The following is a 21,374-nucleotide window of genomic DNA, read 5'->3' on the forward strand; positions in this document are numbered from 1 at the left end:
CATGGCGTTCAGCGAGTGTGTCAAGATTGTCTCCCTGCTTTCGGCCGATCGCCGCGAGAACACGTTCTCGCGGGATCTCTCCCGCTGTTTGCTCACGTAGCTCGTGAAGTTCTTCCAGAGTGATTCCGTCCAACCGACCCATTACTATAGAATACGACTATATTGGGAAATACTTTCGCACGACCGTATGAGTCCCACCCCGCACCGCTCCGCACAGCACCTCTCACCTCCCCAGCCTCGTCAGTCGCCGGAGCGAAGCGGAGGCGACTGACTCCCTCGCACGCGCTGACTCGCGGTCGCCCTCGGCGACCGCTCGCAGGCGCGCGCCGACAGCAGCGGCGGTCGATTATTTCAGCGCCTCGACGAGGGCCGCGCCCTCGACGTACGGGATGTCGCGGCGGGCCGCGTAGGCGGCGGCGTCCGCGGGCGAGAGCGCGTCGCCCGTCTCGTCGTCGAGCATCTCGCAGACCACGGCGGCGGGCGCGGCGCCCACCGCCTCGGCCATCGCGAGGCCGAGTTCGGTGTGACCGGTGCGCCCCGAGAGCCCGTCGCGGTCGCCGCGCAGGACGTGAACGTGACCCGGCGCGCGGAACTCCGCGGCGAAGTCCTCCGGGCCGTACCCGCCCGGGTCGCCGCGGACGCGGCCGGCCGCGTTCGCCACCTCGGCGATGGTCTTCGCGCGGTCCGCGTCGGTGATCCCGGTGAACGTCTCGCGGTGGTTCACGGGTAACGAGAACGAGGAGCGGTCGTCGTAGTCCGGGTCGTCGTCGACCGCGGGGTGGTCGAGCGCGTCAGCGAGGAACGGGAGGTCGAACGCGTCGCCCACCGCGTCGCTCACGGCCACGCAGATCAGGCCGCCCGCGTCGTTGCGCATGTGCGCGACTGCGGCCTCGTCGACCGCGCCCGCGGGGTAGACGATGTCTGTCTCCCCCTCACGGTCCGCGAAGTCGTGGACGCAGACGGGGTCGCCGGCGCGGAAGGCGTCAAGCGCGCGCTCGACCGCGTCGGCGTCGTCCGCGGGCTCGATCCCCTCGGTGGCGTCGGCCGATTCCGCTCCGCCCGCGCTCGCCTCCGGGTCGGCGTCGACGTCGGCGCGCATCAGGCGACCTCCGTCTCGGCCGCGACCGATCCGGGCTCGTCGGCCCGGCTCGTCGGCTCGACGCGGACCTCCACCGCGTCGCCGTCGGCGAGGTCGAGCGCGTCGCGCAGCCGGTCCGGCGCGATCAGGTCGAGCTGGTCGTCGTCGTGGTGGGTCCGATCGGGGACGATGGCGTGGACCTCCTCGTAGCGCTCGTCGCCCGCGACGAGGGTGACCCCGTAGCAGGTGGCCGCGCCGTAGGTGCGCTCCTCGCTCTCCCACGCGTCGATGGGCACGGCGTCGATACCGGCCATCTCGCCGCGTCGGCGGACGCTCTCCTCGGTGAGGTCGACGTTGAGCGTGCCCGGGAACGGGTCGTAGCCGAGGCGCTCGCGGAACTGCTCGGCGTAGCCCGAGAGCGTGATGTAGTGGCGCCCCTCGCCCATCCCGCCGGTGACCGACCCACGGAGCGAGAGTCCGACGTCCGACTCGAACAGCCGGCGGTAGTCGGCGTACTCCGCGCGGAGCGCGGCTTCGCCCGCGTCCGTCACGCGGACCCACTGCCCGTCACTGACCACGTCGCGCTCGACGTAACCCGCGGATTCGAGGGTCTGGAGGCGCCGAGAGGCGGTCTGCGTTGAGGCGTCGAGCCGGTCACCGAGCGCCGCACACGACACCTTCGTCTCGGAGAGCCCGCCGACCAGCCCGACGTGCTTGAGGGCCGCGAGCGCGGCCGAGTCCACGTCGGTGTCCGCGTCGGTCGCCGTCGCGTCTGACATACCTTACAGTCGGTCGTCCGCGGGCAAAAGAGTAACGAATGTGGTACGCATCTCAAAAACGTTATGCGGTCGTAGAGCCGACCAAGAACCGCAGGATAAAACAGTTCGCCCGCTGGACATGTAACCCCGTCGGTGCCGGCCGGCTTCGCGATGTTTCGGTTCCTCGACCGAACCGATTCGGCCGCCGGATGCGAGCGACTCCCGCACGGGTCGTCGAAAGGTAAGGTACAAATACGAACGGCGATTGGTTCGTCGTGAGGGCTCGTAGATCAGTGGCAGATCGCTTCCTTCGCAAGGAAGAGGCCCGGGGTTCAAATCCCCGCGAGTCCATGTTTTCCGCCGCGAGCAAGGTCGTGAGCGGCGCAACCCGCGCAGCTCGCGCGGTCCCGTTCGTTGATCCTCACGAGACCCCTGTGAGCCCACTCGACTCCCGTTTCGGTCGTTCCGACCCGGTTCGCACGCTGGATCTCTCCCGTTGGAAGCGATTAAATACCCTCGGCGAATCCGTCGGCGTATGAGCGTCTCTGAGATACTCGAGGGAACCAACCTCACGCACCGTCAGATGGGGGTAATCATGGTCGGGTGGATCCTGTTGGTCTCGGTGATCGCCGTCGGTCTGCTCCTGTACACGTCGACGCTATAACCGGCTTCCCGACCGGTCCGGCGGGCGCGGCCCGAGTGCGAGGCGCTTTCTGCGTCCCGTCAGACCTCTCGGAACAGCGTTCGTCGTCGTCGTCCGCCTCGGGACGCCGCCGACGCCCCGCACTCTCGGCAACCGCGGCGGGTACCCCCGAGGTTATGAACGGACCCGCCGAACCCGCGACTCACATGGACGCCGCCGAGCGACGGATAGTCGGATTCACCGCGGGATCGCACGGGCTCGTCCACACATACGAGCTGTCGATCCCCATCCTGTTGACGGTGTGGGTGGGTGAGTTCTCGACGACGGCGGCCGCGCTCGGCGTCGTCGTCACGCTCGGCTACGGGCTGTTCGGGGTCGGTGCGCTGCCGGGCGGTATCCTGGTCGACCGTTTCGGGTCGAAGCCGCTCATCCTCGCCTGCCTCGCCGGGATGGCGGGCTCGTTCCTCGCCGTGAGCCTCGCGCCGACGCTCCCCGTCCTCGCCGTGGCCGTCGCGATATGGGGACTCACCGCGAGCGTCTATCACCCCGCGGGGCTGTCGCTGCTCTCGACCTCGGTCGACCAGCGCGGGACCGCGCTCGGCTACCACGGGATCGGCGGGAACCTCGGGATCGCGCTCGGTCCGCTGGCGACCGCGCTGCTGCTCTTGGCGTTCGACTGGCGGCTCGTCACGGCCGCGCTCGCGCTCCCCGCGGTCGCCGTCGCCGCGTACGGCGTCACCGTCGACGTGGACGCGGCGCTCTCGTCCGCGGACCCCGAGCCGGGAGCGTCGGCCGCCGACGGGGGTCCGAACGGGGACTCGACCGGCGGCGCGAGCGGCGATGTCTCGCTGTCGTCGGTCGCGACGGACACTCGGATCCTGATCGCCGGGGGGTTCCTGCTCGTGTTCGCGTTCGTCACGTTCAGCGGGCTCTACTACCGGATGTTCCTCACGTTCCTGCCGGACCTCCTCGGCGACGTGCTCGGCGGGCTCGTCGACCTCCAGTTGGTCGACCCGGAGAGCCCGTACGCCGATCAGTTCGACGCGGGACGGTACCTCTACGTGGCGGTCCTCACGGTCGGCGTGTTCGGCCAGTTCCTCGGCGGTCGGATCGCTGACCGCGTGCCACCGGAGCGCGGGCTGACGGCGCTGATGGGTATCCTGTCCGCGCTCGCGCTGCTCTTCATCCCCGCGACGGGGACGATCGCCACGTTCGTCGCGGTGTCGCTCGCGCTCGGCGTCGCGCTGTTCACCGTCCAGCCGCTCTCGCAGGCGACGGTGGCGGCATACTCGCCCAGCGAGGCGCGCGGCCTCTCGTTCGGCTACACGTACGTCGGGATCTTCGGGATCGGCGCGCTCGGGTCGACGCTGGCCGGAACGGTACTCACCCGGGCCGGCCCGTCGGAGCTGTTCGTCGTGCTGGCGATCATCGCGGCGCTCGGCGCGGTGTCAGCGACGGCGGTGTCACGCTTTGCGACGCGACGGGACTGATCCGGGGCGCCGCCGGTCAGTCCGCGCCCCCGTCGCGGTCGCCTTCGTCCTCGGCTGAGTCGTCGTCGCGCGCTCGTTCGCCGGAATCGTCGTGATCGTCCGCCCCGTGGCCGTTCGCTTCCCCTCTTCCGTCGTCCGCCTCGCCCTCCCCGTGGTCGCCCGCTCCTGCCGCTTCGTCGTCCGCCTCGCCCTCCCCGTGGTCGCCCGCTCCTGCCGCTTCGTCGTCCGCCTCGTACTCCTCGTGATCGCCTCTTTCCCCTCCGTCGTCCGCATCTCCGTCGTGCTCTCCCTCCGACTGGACATCGATCGTGACGGGCCCGCTGTCGGTCTCGGTCGCGTCCGGATCGGCCTCCGTCGTCTCGCGTCCGGCTTCGTCGTGCTCGAACGGCTCGTCCTCCGCCGACTCCATCTCGCTCAGTGCGTAGCCGACGGCGTAGCCCGTCGACCCGCCCAGCAGCGCGCCGATGCCGGCGCCGACGGGGCCGCCCCGAGCGCCGAGGACCGCCCCGGTGAAGCCGCCGACCGTCGCCGCGCGCTCCGCGTCGCGCTCGGGATCGCCGGTCGGTTCGAGCGGGTCCCCTTCGTGCCGGTCCGCGCTGTCGTGGTCGTGTGCGTCCATACCACGCTTTGCGGCCGCACAGGTCTATATCTCTCGCCGCTCAGGCGGTGTGTTTCGCTTCCTCTGAATCCTCGACGATCTCGACGCCGCGGTTGTTGACCGCGTAGGGGTCGAGCCCCTGTTCTTGGAGGAACTGCTTGTACAGCCGCTCTGCGGTCTCGCCGTCCTTTTGCTTGTCGCTGGCGTGGTCGCAGAGTTCGACGAGGGTCTCGGGCACGTCGTTCTCGTGGACGATCCAGTGGTTGATCGTGTCCGACAGGCGGCGGATCGGCGAGGTGAAGTGGCCGTAGATGTCGAAGTTGAGCGCGTGGTGGCCACCGAACGGGTCGTTCATGTACTTCGCGCGCGGCATCACCTTCAGCACGGCGCGCTGGATCTTGTTGAGCTGGCGCTCGGGCGACTCCTCCAAGGCGGCGTTGACCGCCTTCCGGGGGTCGTCGCCCCACGCCTCGCCCGGGATGGAGACGCCGTCGAGCTCCTGGATCTCTTTGAGCGCCTCGTTCCACTGGTCGGGGGTCGGCTGCGGGTGGACGCGGTACATCGCCTCGACGCCGCGGTCCCACATCAGCGTGTGCGTCACCGCCTTGTTCGCCTTCAGCATCGACTCCTCGATGATGGTGTGCGCGCGGTCGCGCCGGGGATTTAAGACGAGCGAGCCGTCTGCCTTGCGCTGCTCGTGCATGCGGTCGGCGAGCTCGAAGGCGAGCGCGTTCTCCTCGCCGAGGGGGAGCGAGGGGTCCTCCAGCCGGTTCTCGCACTCCTTGTAGGTGAGTCGCTCGTCGGAGTTAATGACGGACTTGTAGATGTCGATGTCCTCGAAGGATAGCGTCTCGTCGTCGATCTCCATCTCGACGGTGTGCGCGAGTCGGTCCTCGTTCGGGACGAGCGAGCAGACCGTCTCGGCCAGCACCGGCGGAAGCATGTGGATCGTGTAGTCGGGCAGGTAGACGGTGTTGGCGCGCTCGACCGCCTCCTCCCACATCGCGGTGTCCGGGGTGACGTAGTGGGTGACGTCGGCGATGTGGACCCACAGCCGGTAGGCGCCCTCCTCGCGTTTAATCGAAATCGCGTCGTCGAAGTCCTGCGCGTCGACCGGGTCCGTGGTCCACGTGGTGAGGTCGCGGAGGTCCCCGCGCTCGTCGATCTCGGCTTCGATTTCCTCGTAGACGCCCTCGGTCCGCGCCTCCGCCTCGCGGAGGACCTCGCTCGGGAACTCGTCGCGGATCTCGAACTCCTCGAACAACTCCTCGCGCTTCTCCGCGAGTCGGTCCGCGAGCTCCGGCGTGATCGTCACGGGGCCCTGGTCCTCGGCGGACCCGGGCTTCGGCTCGTCGTCTGACATACCTCCACCAACGCGGGTCCGTTAGAAAGGCCTGTCGGGCGGGCTGACGGGGACTCGATCCGGCGACGGGGCTACCGGTCTCGGTCGCGGTCGCGGTCGGAGCGCCGCCTATCCGACTGGCCGCGGTCCGAGCGCGCACCCGATCTGTCCTCGTCGGTGCGGTCACCGTCGCCGCCCGTCACCGCCTCGACGTAGCGGTCGAGGAACTCTTCGTCGGTGAGCCCGTCCGCCTCGATGGAGCGTAGTAGCGATTCGAGCCCGTCGCGAGGCTGGTGACAGATTTCGTCGTCGCAGTCGGCACAGAGGTACTCGAACTCCTTGTCGCGCCGGCTCCAGCGGTCGCCCTCCTTGTCGTACTCGCGGGCGTCCTCCCGCAGCACCGAGTCCCCGCACGCGATACAGACGACCGTTCGCCGGTCCCGACTTCCCCGGGAGCCCCACATACCGCGCATCTCGTTCCCGCCCCACTTAGCGTTTGGTGCGCGGCCGACGCGCGTTCGACGTGATTTCGGGCCAGTCGTCGGGCGGGGTTTCGGGTCGGTCCGACGGACCCGACCGCAACGAGCGGTGTCCACGCCCGGCCGCGGCGACGAGAGGTGTACACATATTACCGTGGGCGCGCTGGCCCTTGTATGACGATCACCGAATCCGACCTCCCGGGGGTCGGGAAGAAGTTCGAGATCGAGTTAGGCGGCGGCGAGGAGATGATCGTCGTCATCCACAACACCGGGAAACGCGAGGTGTTCCGGCGGAGCGACCCCGACGCCGACTCCGAGAAGGCGTTTGAGTTCTCCGACGACCTCGCGCGGACGATCGGCTCGATCATCGAGGGGGCGTACTTCCAGCCGGTCGAACCGGAGACGCAGGAGACGACCCTGCCGGGCGGCATCCTCTTGGAGTGGTACGAGCTTCCCCCCGGATCGCCGCTCGTCGGCGAGACGCTAGAGAGCGCCGACATCGGTAACCGGACCGGGCTCGCGGTCGTCGCGATCCAGCGCGACGACGAGGTGATCGACAGCCCGGACGCCGGGACCACCCTCGGCGAGGGCGACACCCTGATCGGGGTCGGCACGCCCGAGAACTGCGCGGCGTTCGAAGAGATCCTCACGGGATGAGCGGTCGATTCGGCGCGTCGGATCTCGACGCCCCGGATGCCGTGTCGGCCGCGGTCGCGTCCGGCACCGCGGTCGTTGTCGCCGGCGGTGGTCGGTAGTGGCGCTGCTCGACGTCGGCGTCATGTTCGTCGCGGTCGCGGTCGCCGGCGCGCTCGCGAACCGCCTCGGACAGTCCGTGATCCCCGCGTATATCCTCGTCGGGATGCTGCTCGGCGAGTTCGTCCTCGGCCGGCTCTCGCTCCCCGCCGTCGGAACCGTCCACGTCCCCGAGACGGAGTTCATCTCGCTCGGCGCGGAGCTGGGGATCGTCTTCCTGCTGTTCTTTCTCGGGCTGGAGTTCAACCTCGACCGGCTGTTCGCTCGGGGGCGTCAGATCGGGACCGCGGGCACGATCGACCTAGCGAACTTCGGGGTCGGGCTCGTCCTCGGCTGGCTCGTCTTCGGCGCGTTCCTCCCGGCGTTCCTGGTCGCGGGCATCGTCTACATCTCCTCGTCGGCGGTGATCACGAAGTCGCTCATCGACCTCGGCTGGATCGCCAACGACGAGGCGGAGCCGCTGCTCGGCACCCTGGTGTACGAGGACCTGTTCATCGCGGTGTACCTCTCGGTCGCGTCCGCCTTGGTTCTCGGCGGCGGCGATGTCGCGACCGCCGCGGTCGACGTGGGGATCGCGCTCGCGTTCATCGCCGGGCTGCTCGGGGTTGTCCGGTTCGGCGGTCCGCTGTTCGAGCGGCTGGTCGCGACCGACAACCGGGAGTTCGTGGCGCTGCGCGCCGTGGCCGCGGTCGTGTTCGTCGGCGGCGCGGCGCTCGCGCTCGGCGTCAGCGAAGCGGTCGCGGCGTTCTTCGTCGGGATGGCGTTCTCCGCGACGGAGCGGGTCCACACGGTCGAGACGGTCCTCGAACCGGTCCGGGACGTGTTCGCCGCGGTGTTCTTCTTCTGGATCGGGCTCGTCACGGACCCCGCCCTGTTCGCCGATGTCGCGGCGCTCGTCGCGCTCGCCGTCGTCGTGACCGCGCCGTCGAAGCTCGTCACCGGCTACCTCGCGGGGCGCGCGTTCGACCTCGACGTCCGCCGGTCGACGCGGGTGGGACTCGGGATGACCACCCGCGGCGAGTTCTCACTGATCATCGCGACGGTCGCGGTCACCGGCGCGAACGCGGGGACGTTCGACCCGGCGCTCGCGGGGACGATCAACGCGTTCGCGGTCGGCTACGTCCTCGTGATGGCGGTGCTGGGCACGACGCTGATGAGCTACTCCGCGCCGTTCGAGTCGATCGCGACCGCGTGGCTGGACCGCGACGGAGCGGACGGCAGTGGGGCGAGTGGATAGGATTTCGGCGCAGCGGGCGTTTATTTATAAACAGTCGGCTCTGTTGAAACACTGTTCTTCAGGTACATTTCGCCTGAAACAGCCGTTCGCTGAAGAGTGCGAACGTATCGGCTATTCTCCGCTACGGCTGCGCTCGTGGACGTAGCTGAAAATCAGGCTGAGTGGGACGGCTATCCAGATCGTCCACACAACCACTGTCAAGACGGTAAGGGGGTACAGCTCGAAGAACGCCCCGAGGAACTCGGTGAGCGAGGTCGGCGGGTCGGCCCCCACGTACGGGTTCAAAACCTCGTAGCCGTACACCGGAGCCAGTAGCAACCACACGGCAGTCCCGGCGAGGTAGTTCCCGACGACCGTGACCAGCGCTGCGACGGCCCTGTAGTACGGGACACTTGACGACAGGAAGCGCCACGTGAGCGCCCCGACCACGAATCCCGCGGCGAGGTACACCGGGATCGCAGACAGAACCACCCCTGCGGAAGCCGCCGTACCCGAAACCAGCGTACTCACCGGAGCAAACACGATTCCACCGGCGAGGACACCGGCCGCCATACTGTAGTCAGCCCCCACGTCTTGTCGGTCTCCGAGCGGCAACCGTGACGGTCCGTATCGACCGTACAGCCGCACAACTCGGTCCAGCCTGACTACCATGACACTTACCCCCTGATAAATCGTATCTGAACGTACTTCGTTCCGCCGGCTGGACAGTGGCTCGCTGTCCATCTCCTTATCTGGGGCAGCCTCGACTCCGGGATAGACCAGATACACAGGTAGAACAGTCTACTCGCCGAATAATCGAGGACAGCTCAGTCGACATATTTCGACTCTGTACTGGGCGAAACCGGGTGAGTACATGTTATCTGTCGAGGATTTCAACAGAGCCAAATAGCCGATTTCAAACCGGTGGCGAACACATCCAAACCCCCAGCCGCTTACTTATAAATAGTCGATTGCTGATCGACCGATTACACCGCCAAAGTTCAGGTCGCTCGTTTATAAATAACTGACTGTGGATCGACAGCGAACACTTCTAAAGCCCCGGTCGTGAGGGCGGCGTACGCTCGCTGCGCTCCTCACTCGGTCGCTCACTTCGCTCGCTCCCTCGTTTCGGTGCTTACGTCGCCTACGCCGCCCTCACAACTGCCTCTTTGAGTCCCAGCCCGACCGCAACCGCCCCGCACCTCACGCCTCCCCAGCCTCGTCGGCCTCCCTCTGGTCGGCCGACTCCCTCGCGCGTGCTGGCTCGCGGCCTATCGGCCGCTCGCAGGCGCGCGCCGACCGCCAATGTATAGGCGTCCCTCCTCGTCTCAGCTGCTGTTTATAAATAGGTCCGGCGCGCTCGACGCCTACTCGGTCGCGACCGGGCCGCGGCCGACGACGTCCTCGACCGCCTGGACGAAGTCGCTCCGGCTCTCGAAGAGGGGGACCTCGCTCTCCGCGAGCACGTCGTCGAGTTCTCGGGGGCCGTCCGGCGTCCGGAGTTCGGCGTCGCCCTCCTGTTCGCGGACGTCGCTGCGCGTCGCGGGCCAGGTGAGCCGCGACGCCACGCGGGCGACCGGCTCGCCGGCCACGTCCGGCCCGTCGCCGAGTTCGACGGCCGGCTCCGCTTCCGCCTCCTCGTCTTCGTCCGCATCGGTGTCGCTCATGCCCCGCGGTTCCGCTCGGGCGACACTAATGGTTTCGATGCCGCTCGGGCCGCGCGGGGACGGTCCGCGCGTTCGGTCCGCCGGGTGAAATACACCGAAATAATTCGGTGATACTGTTATCTTATCCGGCCGTAATTTCCGGTTGGGGGAATAGCACACGACTCCCGAATCTGCGATTCGACGCTCGTAGCGCCTGTCGCTGCGTTTTTCCGACGCGTTCACCCTGACGACGAGGTGTTCCGCCGCCGGCAGCCGGGACACCCTCGCCCGTCACTCCCAGCCGCGGTCGGTCCGGTTCAACCGCTCGCAGCCGTCCTCGGTGACGACCACGAGGTCCTCGATCCGGCAGCCGAACCGTCCGTCGAGATAGATCCCGGGCTCGACGGAACACACCATTCCCGGCTCCAACTGGCGGTCGTTTCCGGCGACGAGATACGGCTCCTCGTGGACGTCCAAGCCCACACCGTGGCCCGTCCGGTGGACGAACGCGTCGCCGTACCCGGCCGCCTCAATCACGTCCCGCGCGGCGCGGTCGACGGCGGACGCGGGGACGCCGGGCGCGACCGCCTCGACCGCGGCCGCCTGCGCCTCGCGCACGACCTCGTGGACCTCGGCGTACGCCTCGTCTGGCTCCTCGCCGAAGACGAGGGTCCGCGTCTGGTCGGACGGGTAGCCGTCGACGCGCGTCCCGAAGTCGAGGACGACCGGCTCGCCCGCGCGTATCTCCCGGTCGCCGTGGCCGTGGTGGGGTTTCGCGCCGTTCTCGCCCGCCGCGACGACCGTCTCGAAGCTGACGCCGCGGCCCCCGCGCTCGGCGAGTCGGTCCGCGATCCACTCGGCGAGCGCGGCCTCCGTCATGCCCACCGCGTCCGGGCCCAGTTCTCGGAGGTCGCCGACGACCGCGTCCGCGACCCCCGCGGCCTTCCGCAGCGCCGCCACCTCGGCCTCGTCCTTCCGAACCCGGAGGTCGGCGAGCGCCTCGCTCGCGAGCCCCCACGTCGCGTCGGGGGCCGCCGCCCGGAGGTCCTGCGAGAACCGCGCCCACATGGTGTCGTCGACGAGGAGCCGCCCGGCGTCGAGCCCCCGGTCCGCGAGCAGCTCGCGCGTCGCCGCGACCGGGTCCTCGCCGTCGGCCCACGTGCGGACCTCACTGACGGTCGTCGCCTCGCGGACCTGCGTCTCGTACAGCGCCGGCACGAGCAGCGCCGGCTCCGGGTCGGCGGCGCCCGCCGCCGGCACAACGAGGAAGAAGTGTCGCTCGCCCGGCTCCTCGGCGAAGCCGGTGAGGTATTCGAGGTTGCGGCTCGGGAACGCGACCAGTCCGGCCGCGTCGACCGCGTCCAACCGGCGCGCGGTCCGCCCGCGTCGTCGCTCGTGCGGGCAGGTTGACCTCTCCGCTCCCGCCCCGCCCGCGTGTGCGTCGTCGGTCACGCGCCGACGTTCGGACTCGGTATATAAGTAGGGTGGCGTTGACGGGGCAGCAAGCGGCGCATAACTACTGGTGAGTGGTTGTTACGTAATACCATGTCGACCGAGAACGCGGCGACGTTCGACTGCCCCGAGTGCGACGTGAGCGCGCCCTCGACGTCGGTCCCATACGACTCGCTCGGCTACGTCGTCTGCCCGGTGTGTGGCTACGCGGCCACGCCGGAGCGGTCGTCGAGCGCGGACCGCTCGCCGAGCGCGGGCGACTGACTCGCGGGGACACAGGCCTCGAAGTCGGGAGGCACCCGCGCGACCGCCTCGGAACCGCACCGCTTTAGCCGCGGGGCGCGTCGGGTCCGATATGGGCTGGTCGCTGGAGCGCGACGACGGCACGGTCACCGAGTGGGAGCGATCGGACGGGTACGCGACCGTCAGGCTCCGGGAACGAACCGACGGGGAGTTCGTCGTCCGCCTCGACGTGATGGAGCAGGCGGCCGACGACTCCGCCTACGAGCGGGAGCGGTTCGACGACCGCGATGCCGCCGAGGAGCGCGCGGTGGCGTGGCGCGACGCCCGCGACCTCGACGACTGACGCTGGCCGCTCCGACAACCGAGCGCGGTTCGCCTGCTCTCCAACTTACTCGATGTCGACTTCCTCGTCGAGAAACACCTGACACTCGACGGTCCGGCCTTCGGGGTCCTCGGCGAAACACTGGTAGATGTCGTACGTCTCGTTCTCACGCGGCGGCGTCACGACCGCGTCGCCGAGCCGCTCGCTCGCGGCGTCGACCGCGTCACGGTCCGGGTAGACGAACGTGAGGATGCCGCAGTCGTCGACCTCGTCGCGCTCGCAGAACCCGAACAGGAAGCCGCTGAACGCCAGGATCGTACAGTCGGGCTGTTCGACCCGCACCGTCGCGCCCAGTCGCTCGCGGTAGAACTCGACGACCGCCTCGCGCCGCTCCGTCGCGTGGAAGACGATTCCGGTCACGTCGGCCCGCTCGCGCGGCGAGCACTTTATCGCTCCGGGTGGGTCGGCGCGTCGAACCCGCCCCGGACGAGTGGCTTCGCGACGTGTCGGCGCGCACTCGGCGGGACCTCGTACCAGCCGGCCTCGAGGTCGCGCTCGATCGGCTCCGCGACCTTCCCCGGCGCCTCAGTCCCGCAGTCGCGGCACCGGTACCCCTGATCGCTCCCGGCCGACGACATCGAGCGACCGCAGTCCGGGCAGGTCGGCACCGCGGGCGCGGTCCGGACGAGGTCGCGGACGGCGAACTTCTCCAGCTTTAGGGTGCTCGCCGGCTCGTCCGCGTTGTCCCGGACCTCGTGCTCGCCGCAGAGCGTGACCCGGTCGCCGGGGCGGAGCGCCCGGACGCGGTCGCGGAACCGGCCCGTCGGGGCGAACGCGACGGCGCGGAGGCGGTCGGCGTCGGTCTCACCGTCCGACCCCACTCCGGCGGCGTCGCTCGCGACGTCGACGTGGACGTGGCCACCCCGCTTCGTCTCCGGCGCGCTCGCCACCGCGCCGGCGACCCGATAGCCCGCGCCGTCGCGGAGGTCGCCGATCCGGCTGGGTGCGAGGTGGGCGTCGGTGCCCTGGTTCGTCAGGAACGTCGCGGCCCGCTCGGTCGGCTCGCCGTCGACGGCGGCCGCCACCGCTCGACACGCGGCCGCGTCGTCCCCCCGGATCCCGTAGAGGATCGGGCCGGGCGCGTTCGGCACGCAGACGGTCTTCCCCGTGCCGCGGTCGACCGTGTCCCACACCGCCGGATACCCCTCGTCGGCGGCGGCGAAGACGCTCTCGGCGTCGACCTCGCGGGGCGTCCCGCAGCGGTCGAGTTCGCGGTAGGTGATGCGCTCGAACGTCCAGTCGTCGAACGCGGCCGGCGCGCCGACCGCGGCGAGCGCGCCGATCCGCCCCCGGCCAGCGACCGCGTCCGATTCGCCCGCGCCGCCCGCCGACCCGACCGCGACGTGTCGGAACCCGTGTTCGTCGGCCAGCCCGACGGCCTCGGCGACCGAGAGCCGCTCGCGGAGCGCGCGCCGCGCGAACGCGGCCACCGCGCCGGGGATCGGCGTTCCGGTCGGATCGAAGGGGTCGCCGGCGACGTCGAGGTCCGCGACCACTACGCCGGGCGAGGTACGCGGGTCCGCGGCCGCGGCGAACGCTTCGACCGCCTCCGCCGCGACCGACGCGGCCGACTCCGCGTCCGTCCCGGTGACGTGGAGCGCGACCGCGGCGTTCCCGCGTGTCTTGTGTTTCACGGCCGGATTGAGGCGGACGAGCAGCCGGCGCCGGACCCGAGCCCCGGCGTCAGCGAGGCGCTCCGCGATCCGCGTCGCCACGTAGGTCGTACACATCCCGCGCTCGCGGGAGTCGGTGTCGTCGACGGCGACGATCGGCATGTCGCGACGTTCGCGTCGCCGAGGCAAGCCCCTTTCGAGGCCGGTCGAGGCTGCTCCGGGCCGGCTGAGACGATCCAGCGACCGCTCGGGTATATAACCGTTTCCCGCCGCGGGAGGAAGAAATCGCCCGCGGGCGGTGGGTTCGCCGGCGAACGGGCGACACAACGCATATATACGGCGAGACGCTTGTTCCGGCTGTGTCCCGGACTGCGCTCATCGGGAACGTCACCGCGATGCTGGAGGACGCAGGGTTCCTCGTCAGCGACCGGTGTGCGGTCCGGCCCAAGAGCTTCGACGTGGCGGCCCGCCGCGACGAGGACCTCCTCCTCCTGAAGATCCTCGGCAACGTCGACGCGCTCGACGCGGAGACCGGCGCGGAGATGCGCCGGCTCGGCGAGTACCTCAGGGGGACGCCGATGGTGATCGGGATCCGGACCCGCGACGAGGAACTGAAGCCCGGCGTCGTCTACTTCCGACACGGCGTCCCGGTGATCAACCCGGACACCGCCTACGACCTCTTCGTCGAGGGGATGCCGCCGCTCATCTACGCCGCCCCGGGCGGGCTGTACGTCAGCCTCGACGGCGACCTCCTCGCCGACGAGCGCGAGGAGCGCGGCTGGTCGCTCGGCCGGCTCGCGAACGAGCTGGGCGTCTCCCGGCGCACCGTCTCGAAGTACGAGGACGGGATGAACGCCTCCATCGAGGTGGCGATCCAGCTGGAGGAGCTGTTCGACCAGCCGTTCTCCAGCCCGGTCGACGTGCTGGACGGCGCGGACGAGGTCCGCGACTCGGAGCCGACGCCGTCGGCCCCCGCGGCCGACCCGGACGACGAGCACGTCCTCCACGTGCTGACGAGCGCCGGGTTCACCGTCCACCCGACCGCCCGCGCCCCGTTCAAGGCCGTCTCCGAGGACGAGGACAGCCCCGAGACGCGCGTGCTCACCGGTCACTCCGCGTTCACGGCCGCGGCCGAGAAGCGCGCCCGGATCATGTCCTCCATCGGCGAGGTCGCCCGGACCCGATCGGTGTACTTCACCGAGGAGAAGGAGAAGCGCGAATCGGTCGACGGCACCGCCTTGGTCTCCTGCGAGGAACTCGCCGACGTCACCGACCCCGAGCAGATCCGCGAGCTGATCCGCGACCGGGCCCGCGCTCCCTCGGAGGCCTGACGAGCCGCCGCGCTCCGCTCAGCGACCGAGTAGCCGACTGAAAAATCCGCCGTCGCCCTCTTCCTCCTCCTCGTCAGCGGACGACGTGTCGGCGTCGTCTGTCGCCTCTCTGCCGGCGTCGCCGTCCGGCTCGTCCTCGTCCGATAGCACGGTGTTCATCGTCCCGGTGTCGTCGTCGCGGAACGGGATGCTCCCCGCGAGTTCATCGTCGATGTCGTCCGCCGCCGGGTCGGCGCTCGTGGTCCCCTCGCCGTCCGCCTCTCCGCGCTCGGTGGCCGCCTCGCGTGCCGTCTCGTCCGCGTCGGGGATCGCGTCCGGCTCCTCCTCCGTCTCGGCCTCGGGGCCGGTGGCCTCGAGCTCGGCGGCCGCCCTCCCTCCGGCCATGGACTCGTCACCGGCGTCGGTTCCGCCGGCCTCGTCGTCGCTCGCCGCATCGCCGACGGCCTCGCGAGTCGGCTCGTCGTTCTCGACGGGCTCTTTCGGGTCGCCGCGGGCGTCGCGTGTTTCCCCGTCGGTATCGTCGCCCACGTCTCCGTCCGCGCCGTCGTCACCGCCTTCCTCCGTATCGTCGCCCACGTCTCCGTCCGCGTCGTCGCTCACCTTTTCGTCCGCGTCGCCGTCCGGCGGTTCGCTCTCGCTCGCGACGATGATGTCGTCGCCGTCGCCCGGCTCGGCCACGCCGCTCGCGTCGGGGTCCGCGACGATGATGTCTTCGTCCGACTCGGGCTCCGTGCCCTCGTCTTGGTCCGCCTCGGCCTCGGCGGCCGCGTCCTCATCCGTTTCCCTGGCAGCGTCCCGCTCGCTCACCTCGCTCGGGCCGCCGTCGTCCGCGTCGTCCGCCGCCGGTCCGTCGTCGACGATCACGGCGTCGTCGTCCGTCGCGGTCGGCTCGCCGTCGCCCTCCGCGTCGTCCGCCCCGGCTCCGCTCGCGGCGTCGGCCGCGGACCCGTCGAGTCCCGCCCCCTCCACCTCGGCGCCGGTCAGCGCTCGGGTCAGGTCGCGGTAGGCCCGCGTCGCCGGCGCGTCGGGCGCGGCCTCCGGCAGGGGCTGGCCCGCCGCCGCAGCCCGGGCCACGGCCTCGTCTTCGGGGATCCGTCCGAGGACGGAAGCGTCGAGCAGCGCCGTGACGACCTCGTCGGCGTCGGCCGTCACGCGGGTGATCGCGGCGCCCGCGACCGTCCCGCCGAGTCGCTCCGTCAACTGCCGCGTCTTCTCGGTGTCGCCGAGGGCGCTCCGCTCCGGCGTCGGGACGAGCAGCGTCTCGTCGGCGATCGCGAGCGGGAGCGTGGAGTCGTGCGACAGTCCCGCGCCCGCATCGACGAACACGTAGTCGGCGCCGTCGAACGCCTCGACGACCCCGCGGAGCCTGGAGGGGTCCGCGGCCGCGTACGCGTCGAGGTCGGCCGCCCCCGGCACGACCCGCAGCCCGGACGGCCCCTCCCGGACCGCCGCCGCCGGGTCCGCGTCGCCGGCGAGTACATCGTGAATCGTGATCTCCCCGGGCGTCACCCCGACAGCGTCCGCGAGGTTCGCCATGCCGAGGTCGGCGTCGATCGCGACGACGTCGGCGCCCGAGTCCGCCAGCACCGTCGCCAGCGCGGCGGTCGTGGTGGTCTTCCCGACGCCACCCTTCGCCGACGCGACCGCATACACCGTTGCCATACGGTGACGGTCCGGCGACTGCTACTTAAATGTAGGCGGCGGCGCGCGACTGCGGCCGACGCGTTCGGCTCGAAGTACCGCCGAATCGCCTCGGAATCCGGTCGCACCCCCGCGGGCTTTCGCAAACACCTTATACGTCGCTTCTAGAGTTTCAGGCGATTAGTAGCATGGCGAGACCAGAGGTGCTCGAATCCATCAAGCAGGCCGAACGGGAGGCGGACGAGATCGTCGCGGAAGCGGAGTCCGACGCCGAAGAGCGCCTCGCCGAGGCTCGAGAGCGCGCGGACGAGATCCGCGCCGAGGCCGAGGAGGAGGCGGAGTCCGAGGCCCAAGAGCGGCTCGACACGGCCCGAGCGGAGATCGAGGAGCGGCGCGAGGAGATCCTCGAGTCGGGGCGTGCCGACCGCGACGAGCTCGAACGCGAGGCCCGCGACCGCGTGGAATCGGCCGTCGACTACGCCGTCGAGCGGTTCGAGGCGGCGGTTCACGAGCAGGCCGAGGAGGCGGTGGATGCTCAGGCCTGAGCAGATGAGCCGGGTGTCGGTGACGGGCTCGAAGCGCGTCATCGACGACGTCATCGAGGCGGCGTACGCCCACCACTCCCTGCACGTCACCGACTACGACGACCGGTACGAGGGGTTCGACCCCGGAACGTCGCTCGACGGGGCCGAGACCGTCAACGAGCGGCTCGTGACGGTTCGGTCGCTGGAGAGCATCCTCGACGTCGACGAGGACGACGCCGAGGTCGCGCGGTCGCTTGACGACGACGGGCTCGAAGCCGAGCTCGACCGCGTCCGCGACCGCGTCAACGAGCTCAACGACCGGCGCGACGAGCTACAGGGCGCGATCCGCGACCGACAGGAGGAGATCGACCGGATGGAGCCGTTCGCGGAGCTCGGGATCGACCTGGACTACCTGCGCGGCTACGACTCGGTCGAGGTCGTCGTCGGCGAGGCGAAACCCGCCGCCGTCGAGGCGGCGCTCGGGGACGCCGAGACGGTCGACGCCTTCGACGTGTTCGTCGGCGGCGACGTGCTCGCCATCGTCGCGAGGCCGACCGACGGCGACGCGGAGGGCGTCGTTCAGGACGCGCTCGTCGGCGTCGACATCGCGCTGCTCGACGTGCCGGACGCCGACGCGAGCCCGGAGGAGTACGTCGCGGAGCTGGAGGCCGAGCAGGCCGACCTCCGCGACGAGCTCGACGGCGTCGAAGCCGAGCTCGACTCGGTGAAGGAGGAGGCCGCGGGCTTCCTGCTGCGCGCCGAGGAGAAGCTCACGATCGAGGCCGAAAAGAAGGAGGCGCCGCTCTCGTTCGCGACCACCGAGAACGCGTTCGTCGCGGAGGGGTGGGTGCCGACCGAGTCGTACCCCGACTTCGAGGCGGCGGTCGTCGACGCGGTCGGCGACCACGTCGAGGTCGAGGAGCTCGAACGCGCCTCGTTCACCCCCGACGGCGACCACCACTCCGAGCCGGTCGGCAGGAGTGGCGGCACCGAGTCGCCGTCGGCCGACGACGGCAGCGCGTCCGCCGAAACGGAAGCGGCGGTCGCTACCGACGGCGGCCACGCGGCGCACGGTACCGACGACCCGCCGGTCGTCCAGGACAACGGCAGCGCGGCCGGCCCCTTCGAACTGCTCGTCCAGGCGTTCGGGCGGCCGAAGTACACCGAGTTCGACCCGACGCTCCTCGTCTTCCTCACGTTCCCGGCGATGTTCGGGTTCATGATCGGCGACGTGGGGTACGGCGTCCTGTACGCCGCCATCGGGTTCTTCATGTACTCGAGGTTCGAGGGCGCGTTCCGCGAACTCGGCTCCGTCGCGATGTGGGCCGGCGGCTTCGCGATACTGTTCGGGATATACTTCGGTATCGACGTGTTCGGCTACCACGCCTACCAACTGCTGCCCGGTGATGTCCACTGGCCCGTCGCCGGGAAGGGACTCTCGCCGGCCGACCTCGACTGGGGCCTCTCGTTCCTCGTCGTGAGCGTCGCGTTCGGGATCGTTCACCTGAATGTCGGCCACGCGATTTCGTTCGTGAGCATCCTCAAGCAGCACAACGCGAAACACGCCGTCTACGAGGCCGGCTCGTGGCTGCTGATCCTCAACGGCGCGTGGATCTGGATCTTCAGCGGGGTGTTCCCCAACTCGAAGCCGGACTTCCTGTTCGAGGCCGTCTCTGTCCTGACGTTCGGCACCGTCTCGTTCAGTGGGTTCCCGGTCCTGATCGGTTGGGCCGGCGCGGTCGCCGCGGTACTCGGGCTCGTCCTGCTCGGGATCGGCGAGCCGCCGGAGCTGGCCGAGTTCCTCTCGCCCGTCGTCAACGTCATCTCGTACGCTCGACTGATGGCCGTCCTGCTCGCGAAGGGCGGGATGGCGCTCGCCGTCAACCTGCTCGCGTTCGGCGCGTACATCGACGACGGCGGCGACGGGAGCTTCCACTTCATCTTCTCCGCGGAGCACCTCGCACACGTCCAGGAGACGCCGAGCGAGGAGCTGGTCTTCGCGGGGATCACCACCGCGTTCGACCCCGCCGCCATCGGCCTTGTGGGCGTCGTCGCGCTGGTCGCCGGGGTCCTCGTCGCGGTCGTCGGCCACCTCGTCGTCCTGCTGCTCGGGGTCACGTCCGCCGGCATCCAGGCGGTCCGCCTCGAGTACGTGGAGTTCTTCGGGAACTTCTACGAGGGCGGCGGCCGGGAGTACCTGCCGTTCGGTCGCGACCGGAAGTACACCCGCGACGACTGACGACCGTCCGCCCGCCCGACGCGGGCGTCGGCCTCGTTGCGCTCGGCACGCGGACCCGGCGGTCGCGTCGCGTTCAGAACCGCGTTAGCCACCGCGTTTCGCCTCGGTTTCCACGAATGCGTTCGGTCGTTTTGGGAAGCTTTATGACTCCTCTGGGAGCAATCAATAACTGTTCGGAGACGAGCAACAGCAACTACTACCAATGTTTGAAGCCACCAACGAACTCGGGAACCTCGTACTGTCCACTTCCGGTGGAGTGTTGACCAACCCCAGCGCCGCGGCGGCCCTCTCCGTCGGGCTCGCGGCGCTGGCCGCCGGCTACGCGGAGCGCGGTATCGGGTCGGCCGCCGTCGGCGCGATGGCCGAGGACGACGACCTCTTCGTCAACGGGCTCATCCTGACCGTCCTTCCCGAGACGATCGTCATCCTCGCACTCGTCGTCGTCTTCATCGTCTAAGCGGTACTTCCTTCCACACCAATGAGTTTGGAAACCGTCGTTGAGGACGTTCGAGACGAAGCCCGCGCGCGTGCGGAGGAGATCCGTGAACAGGCCGAGGCGGAGGTCGACGAGATCGTCGCCGATGCGGAGGCCGACGCGGAACGCATCCGCGAAGAGCGGCTCGCCGAGGTCGAGAGCCAGATCGACCAGGAGCGCGAACAGACGCTCTCCTCGGCGAAGCTCGAGGCCAAACAGGAGCGGCTCGGCGCTCGCCGTGACGTCCTAGAGGACGTCCACGACGACGTCGAGGCGGCCATCGGCGCCCTTGACGGCGACGACCGTCGCGAGCTCACCGAGGCCCTGCTCGACGCGACACTCGCGGAGTTCGACGACGACGAGGACGTCGCCGTCTACACCCGCGCCGAGGATGTCGACCTGCTCGAGGACCTCGTCGCGGACCGCAACGCCGAGGTCGACGGCGAGGTCGACTGCCTCGGCGGCGTCGTCGCGGAGAGCGACACCTCCCGCGTTCGCGTGAACAACGCGTTCGACTCGGTCCTGGAGTCCGTCTGGGACGACGAGTTGAAGAACATCTCGGAGCGGCTGTTCGACCAATGAGCGCCGCCGGCAGCCCGAACCCCGAGTACGTCGTCGCGCGGGTTCGTGCCCGCCGCGGCAGCCTCTTCGGGGACGAGGAGTACCGGAAGCTCACCCGGATGGGCCCGGCCGAGATCGCCCGGTTCATGGAGGAGTCCACCTACGGCGAGGAGGTCAACGCGCTCGGCAGCCGCCACGGCGGCGTGGACCTGATCGAGTACGCGTTGAACCGGAACCTCGCCGAGCAGTTCGACGCCATCCTCGACTGGAGCGAGGGGTCGCTGTACGACCTGATTGCCCGGTACCTCCGGAAGTTCGACGCCTGGAACGTGAAAACGGTCATCCGCGGCGTCTACACCGACGCGGAGCAGTCGGCCGTCGAGGTCGACCTGATCCGCGCCGGCGAGTTCGGCGACCGCCGGATCCGCCGCCTGCTGGAGGCCGACTCGATCGACGGCGTGATCGAGGTCCTCGAAGACACGATCTACGGGGAGCCGCTGCGGGAGGCGTACGCCGAGTTCGAGGAGACGGACGTGCTGGTGCCCTTGGAGAACGCGGTCGACCGCGCGTTCTACGAGCGGCTCCTCTCGGGGCTCGGCGGCGACGAGCCGACCCGGCAGTACGAGTCGTTCCTCAAGGCGGAGGTCGACTTCCGGAACGCGACGAACGCGCTCCGGCTCGCCCGCTCGGGGGCCGACATCGACCCCGCCGCGTACTTCATTGAGGGCGGCGACCTCTTCACCCGCTCGTCGCTCGCGCGGCTGGCGCAGAACCTCGACGAACTGGTCGAGTACATCGGCGACAGCCAGTACGGCGAGGAGCTCGGGCCCGCGCTGCGCGAGCTCGAGGAGGCGGACAGCCTCATCGCGTTCGAACACGCGATCGACGGCGCGCTGCTGGCGTACGGCGA

At 69.8% G+C, this 21,374-nt stretch carries 23 protein-coding genes and 1 tRNA gene; 13 read left to right on the top strand and 11 right to left on the bottom strand.

Going from position 1 to position 21,374, the window contains the following annotated elements:
- Window positions 1-346: 346 nt before the first annotated feature.
- On the bottom strand, window positions 347-1,099 hold the full coding sequence (gene ribB, locus B9G38_RS07170) for a 3,4-dihydroxy-2-butanone-4-phosphate synthase (RefSeq protein ID WP_086219949.1): 753 nt from the start codon (window positions 1,097-1,099) through the stop codon (window positions 347-349).
- Complete coding sequence (locus B9G38_RS07175) at window positions 1,099-1,857, bottom strand: DUF120 domain-containing protein (protein ID WP_086219950.1); 759 nt, start codon at window positions 1,855-1,857, stop codon at window positions 1,099-1,101. Before B9G38_RS07175 ends, ribB begins: the two co-directional genes overlap by 1 nt.
- Before the next feature lie 258 nt (window positions 1,858-2,115).
- On the opposite strand from B9G38_RS07175, the gene B9G38_RS07180 reads away from it, so the two are divergent.
- The 3 genes from B9G38_RS07180 to B9G38_RS07185 all read left to right on the top strand — a co-directional run bounded on the left by B9G38_RS07180 (window position 2,116) and on the right by B9G38_RS07185 (window position 3,969).
- Window positions 2,116-2,187, top strand: a tRNA-Ala gene (locus B9G38_RS07180).
- A gap of 184 nt (window positions 2,188-2,371) precedes the next feature.
- On the top strand, window positions 2,372-2,500 hold the full coding sequence (locus tag B9G38_RS18720) for a hypothetical protein (protein WP_255375966.1): 129 nt from the start codon (window positions 2,372-2,374) through the stop codon (window positions 2,498-2,500).
- A gap of 185 nt (window positions 2,501-2,685) precedes the next feature.
- Entirely contained in the window at window positions 2,686-3,969 is a 1,284-nt protein-coding gene (locus tag B9G38_RS07185; RefSeq protein ID WP_086219951.1) for an MFS transporter, read from the top strand.
- 16 nt (window positions 3,970-3,985) lie between these two features.
- Here B9G38_RS07185 and B9G38_RS07190 read toward each other — a convergent pair whose 3' ends face one another.
- The 3 genes from B9G38_RS07190 to B9G38_RS07200 form a co-directional block, all read right to left on the bottom strand.
- Window positions 3,986-4,588, bottom strand: a complete 603-nt coding sequence (locus B9G38_RS07190; RefSeq protein ID WP_086219952.1) for a hypothetical protein — start codon at window positions 4,586-4,588, stop codon at window positions 3,986-3,988.
- 40 nt (window positions 4,589-4,628) lie between these two features.
- The gene (locus tag B9G38_RS07195) at window positions 4,629-5,930 is read right to left on the bottom strand and encodes a ribonuclease R family protein (protein WP_086219953.1); all 1,302 of its coding nucleotides are present in this window, start codon (window positions 5,928-5,930) and stop codon (window positions 4,629-4,631) included.
- A 71-nt stretch (window positions 5,931-6,001) separates the two neighbouring features.
- On the bottom strand, window positions 6,002-6,373 hold the full coding sequence (locus tag B9G38_RS07200) for a hypothetical protein (RefSeq protein ID WP_086219954.1): 372 nt from the start codon (window positions 6,371-6,373) through the stop codon (window positions 6,002-6,004).
- A gap of 189 nt (window positions 6,374-6,562) precedes the next feature.
- Between B9G38_RS07200 and B9G38_RS07205 the strand changes: the two genes are divergently transcribed.
- A complete protein-coding gene (locus B9G38_RS07205; RefSeq protein WP_086216567.1) occupies window positions 6,563-7,045 on the top strand; it encodes a cation:proton antiporter regulatory subunit in 483 nt (160 codons plus the stop codon).
- Window positions 7,046-7,142: 97 nt separating this feature from the next.
- Window positions 7,143-8,378, top strand: coding sequence for a cation:proton antiporter (locus B9G38_RS07210; RefSeq protein ID WP_086219955.1), 1,236 nt, complete (start codon window positions 7,143-7,145; stop codon window positions 8,376-8,378).
- A gap of 111 nt (window positions 8,379-8,489) precedes the next feature.
- Here B9G38_RS07210 and B9G38_RS07215 read toward each other — a convergent pair whose 3' ends face one another.
- The 3 genes from B9G38_RS07215 to B9G38_RS07225 form a co-directional block, all read right to left on the bottom strand.
- Window positions 8,490-8,948, bottom strand: a complete 459-nt coding sequence (locus B9G38_RS07215) for a hypothetical protein (protein WP_233127170.1) — start codon at window positions 8,946-8,948, stop codon at window positions 8,490-8,492.
- A gap of 776 nt (window positions 8,949-9,724) precedes the next feature.
- Window positions 9,725-10,024: a DUF5789 family protein gene (locus B9G38_RS07220; RefSeq protein ID WP_086219956.1), complete on the bottom strand. Its 300-nt coding sequence runs from the start codon at window positions 10,022-10,024 to the stop codon at window positions 9,725-9,727.
- A 270-nt stretch (window positions 10,025-10,294) separates the two neighbouring features.
- Entirely contained in the window at window positions 10,295-11,455 is a 1,161-nt protein-coding gene (locus B9G38_RS07225; protein WP_086219957.1) for an aminopeptidase P family protein, read from the bottom strand.
- 93 nt (window positions 11,456-11,548) lie between these two features.
- Between B9G38_RS07225 and B9G38_RS18210 the strand changes: the two genes are divergently transcribed.
- The gene (locus B9G38_RS18210) at window positions 11,549-11,719 is read left to right on the top strand and encodes a hypothetical protein (RefSeq protein WP_167373102.1); all 171 of its coding nucleotides are present in this window, start codon (window positions 11,549-11,551) and stop codon (window positions 11,717-11,719) included.
- Between the two features lie 91 nt (window positions 11,720-11,810).
- Window positions 11,811-12,041 (top strand): hypothetical protein, encoded by a 231-nt coding sequence (locus B9G38_RS07230; protein ID WP_049931774.1) that lies wholly within the window; start codon window positions 11,811-11,813, stop codon window positions 12,039-12,041.
- 45 nt (window positions 12,042-12,086) lie between these two features.
- Here the strand turns inward: B9G38_RS07230 and B9G38_RS07235 are convergent, their stop codons facing one another.
- Window positions 12,087-12,440, bottom strand: a complete 354-nt coding sequence (locus B9G38_RS07235) for a VOC family protein (protein ID WP_086219958.1) — start codon at window positions 12,438-12,440, stop codon at window positions 12,087-12,089.
- A gap of 26 nt (window positions 12,441-12,466) precedes the next feature.
- A complete protein-coding gene (locus tag B9G38_RS07240; protein ID WP_086216952.1) occupies window positions 12,467-13,855 on the bottom strand; it encodes a tRNA(Ile)(2)-agmatinylcytidine synthase in 1,389 nt (462 codons plus the stop codon).
- Window positions 13,856-14,052: 197 nt separating this feature from the next.
- On the opposite strand from B9G38_RS07240, the gene B9G38_RS07245 reads away from it, so the two are divergent.
- Entirely contained in the window at window positions 14,053-15,024 is a 972-nt protein-coding gene (locus tag B9G38_RS07245) for a transcriptional regulator (protein ID WP_086219959.1), read from the top strand.
- Window positions 15,025-15,042: 18 nt separating this feature from the next.
- Here B9G38_RS07245 and B9G38_RS07250 read toward each other — a convergent pair whose 3' ends face one another.
- Window positions 15,043-16,686, bottom strand: a complete 1,644-nt coding sequence (locus B9G38_RS07250; RefSeq protein ID WP_086219960.1) for a P-loop NTPase — start codon at window positions 16,684-16,686, stop codon at window positions 15,043-15,045.
- Window positions 16,687-16,853: 167 nt separating this feature from the next.
- Between B9G38_RS07250 and ahaH the strand changes: the two genes are divergently transcribed.
- From ahaH to ahaC, 5 genes are all read left to right on the top strand, one after another.
- Window positions 16,854-17,210: an ATP synthase archaeal subunit H gene (gene ahaH, locus B9G38_RS07255; RefSeq protein ID WP_049931783.1), complete on the top strand. Its 357-nt coding sequence runs from the start codon at window positions 16,854-16,856 to the stop codon at window positions 17,208-17,210.
- Window positions 17,211-17,214: 4 nt separating this feature from the next.
- Window positions 17,215-19,428, top strand: coding sequence for a V-type ATP synthase subunit I (locus tag B9G38_RS07260; RefSeq protein ID WP_086219965.1), 2,214 nt, complete (start codon window positions 17,215-17,217; stop codon window positions 19,426-19,428).
- 202 nt (window positions 19,429-19,630) lie between these two features.
- Entirely contained in the window at window positions 19,631-19,885 is a 255-nt protein-coding gene (locus B9G38_RS07265; protein ID WP_086219961.1) for a hypothetical protein, read from the top strand.
- 21 nt (window positions 19,886-19,906) lie between these two features.
- The gene (locus B9G38_RS07270) at window positions 19,907-20,485 is read left to right on the top strand and encodes a V-type ATP synthase subunit E (RefSeq protein ID WP_086219962.1); all 579 of its coding nucleotides are present in this window, start codon (window positions 19,907-19,909) and stop codon (window positions 20,483-20,485) included.
- On the top strand, window positions 20,482-21,374 hold an 893-nt coding region (gene ahaC / locus B9G38_RS07275), incomplete at its 3' end, for an ATP synthase A1 subunit C (protein WP_086219963.1). The genes B9G38_RS07270 and ahaC, both read left to right, overlap by 4 nt.

Source organism: Halorubrum sp. SD612, from assembly GCF_002135005.1.

Excerpts from the sequence above, each read along its gene's own strand:
- B9G38_RS07240 (WP_086216952.1), bottom strand. The coding sequence starts at position 13,855 with ATGCCGATCGTCGCCGTCGACGACACCGACTCCCGCGAGCGCGGGATG.
- B9G38_RS18210 (WP_167373102.1), top strand. The coding sequence starts at position 11,549 with ATGTCGACCGAGAACGCGGCGACGTTCGACTGCCCCGAGTGCGACGTG.
- B9G38_RS07175 (WP_086219950.1), bottom strand. The coding sequence starts at position 1,857 with ATGTCAGACGCGACGGCGACCGACGCGGACACCGACGTGGACTCGGCC.
- B9G38_RS07260 (WP_086219965.1), top strand. The coding sequence starts at position 17,215 with ATGAGCCGGGTGTCGGTGACGGGCTCGAAGCGCGTCATCGACGACGTC.
- B9G38_RS07185 (WP_086219951.1), top strand. The coding sequence starts at position 2,686 with ATGGACGCCGCCGAGCGACGGATAGTCGGATTCACCGCGGGATCGCAC.
- B9G38_RS07270 (WP_086219962.1), top strand. The coding sequence starts at position 19,907 with ATGAGTTTGGAAACCGTCGTTGAGGACGTTCGAGACGAAGCCCGCGCG.
- ahaH (WP_049931783.1), top strand. The coding sequence starts at position 16,854 with ATGGCGAGACCAGAGGTGCTCGAATCCATCAAGCAGGCCGAACGGGAG.
- B9G38_RS07200 (WP_086219954.1), bottom strand. The coding sequence starts at position 6,373 with ATGTGGGGCTCCCGGGGAAGTCGGGACCGGCGAACGGTCGTCTGTATC.
- B9G38_RS07190 (WP_086219952.1), bottom strand. The coding sequence starts at position 4,588 with ATGGACGCACACGACCACGACAGCGCGGACCGGCACGAAGGGGACCCG.
- B9G38_RS07250 (WP_086219960.1), bottom strand. The coding sequence starts at position 16,686 with ATGGCAACGGTGTATGCGGTCGCGTCGGCGAAGGGTGGCGTCGGGAAG.
- B9G38_RS18720 (WP_255375966.1), top strand. The coding sequence starts at position 2,372 with ATGAGCGTCTCTGAGATACTCGAGGGAACCAACCTCACGCACCGTCAG.
- B9G38_RS07195 (WP_086219953.1), bottom strand. The coding sequence starts at position 5,930 with ATGTCAGACGACGAGCCGAAGCCCGGGTCCGCCGAGGACCAGGGCCCC.
- B9G38_RS07205 (WP_086216567.1), top strand. The coding sequence starts at position 6,563 with ATGACGATCACCGAATCCGACCTCCCGGGGGTCGGGAAGAAGTTCGAG.
- ribB (WP_086219949.1), bottom strand. The coding sequence starts at position 1,099 with ATGCGCGCCGACGTCGACGCCGACCCGGAGGCGAGCGCGGGCGGAGCG.
- B9G38_RS07220 (WP_086219956.1), bottom strand. The coding sequence starts at position 10,024 with ATGAGCGACACCGATGCGGACGAAGACGAGGAGGCGGAAGCGGAGCCG.
- B9G38_RS07230 (WP_049931774.1), top strand. The coding sequence starts at position 11,811 with ATGGGCTGGTCGCTGGAGCGCGACGACGGCACGGTCACCGAGTGGGAG.
- B9G38_RS07265 (WP_086219961.1), top strand. The coding sequence starts at position 19,631 with ATGTTTGAAGCCACCAACGAACTCGGGAACCTCGTACTGTCCACTTCC.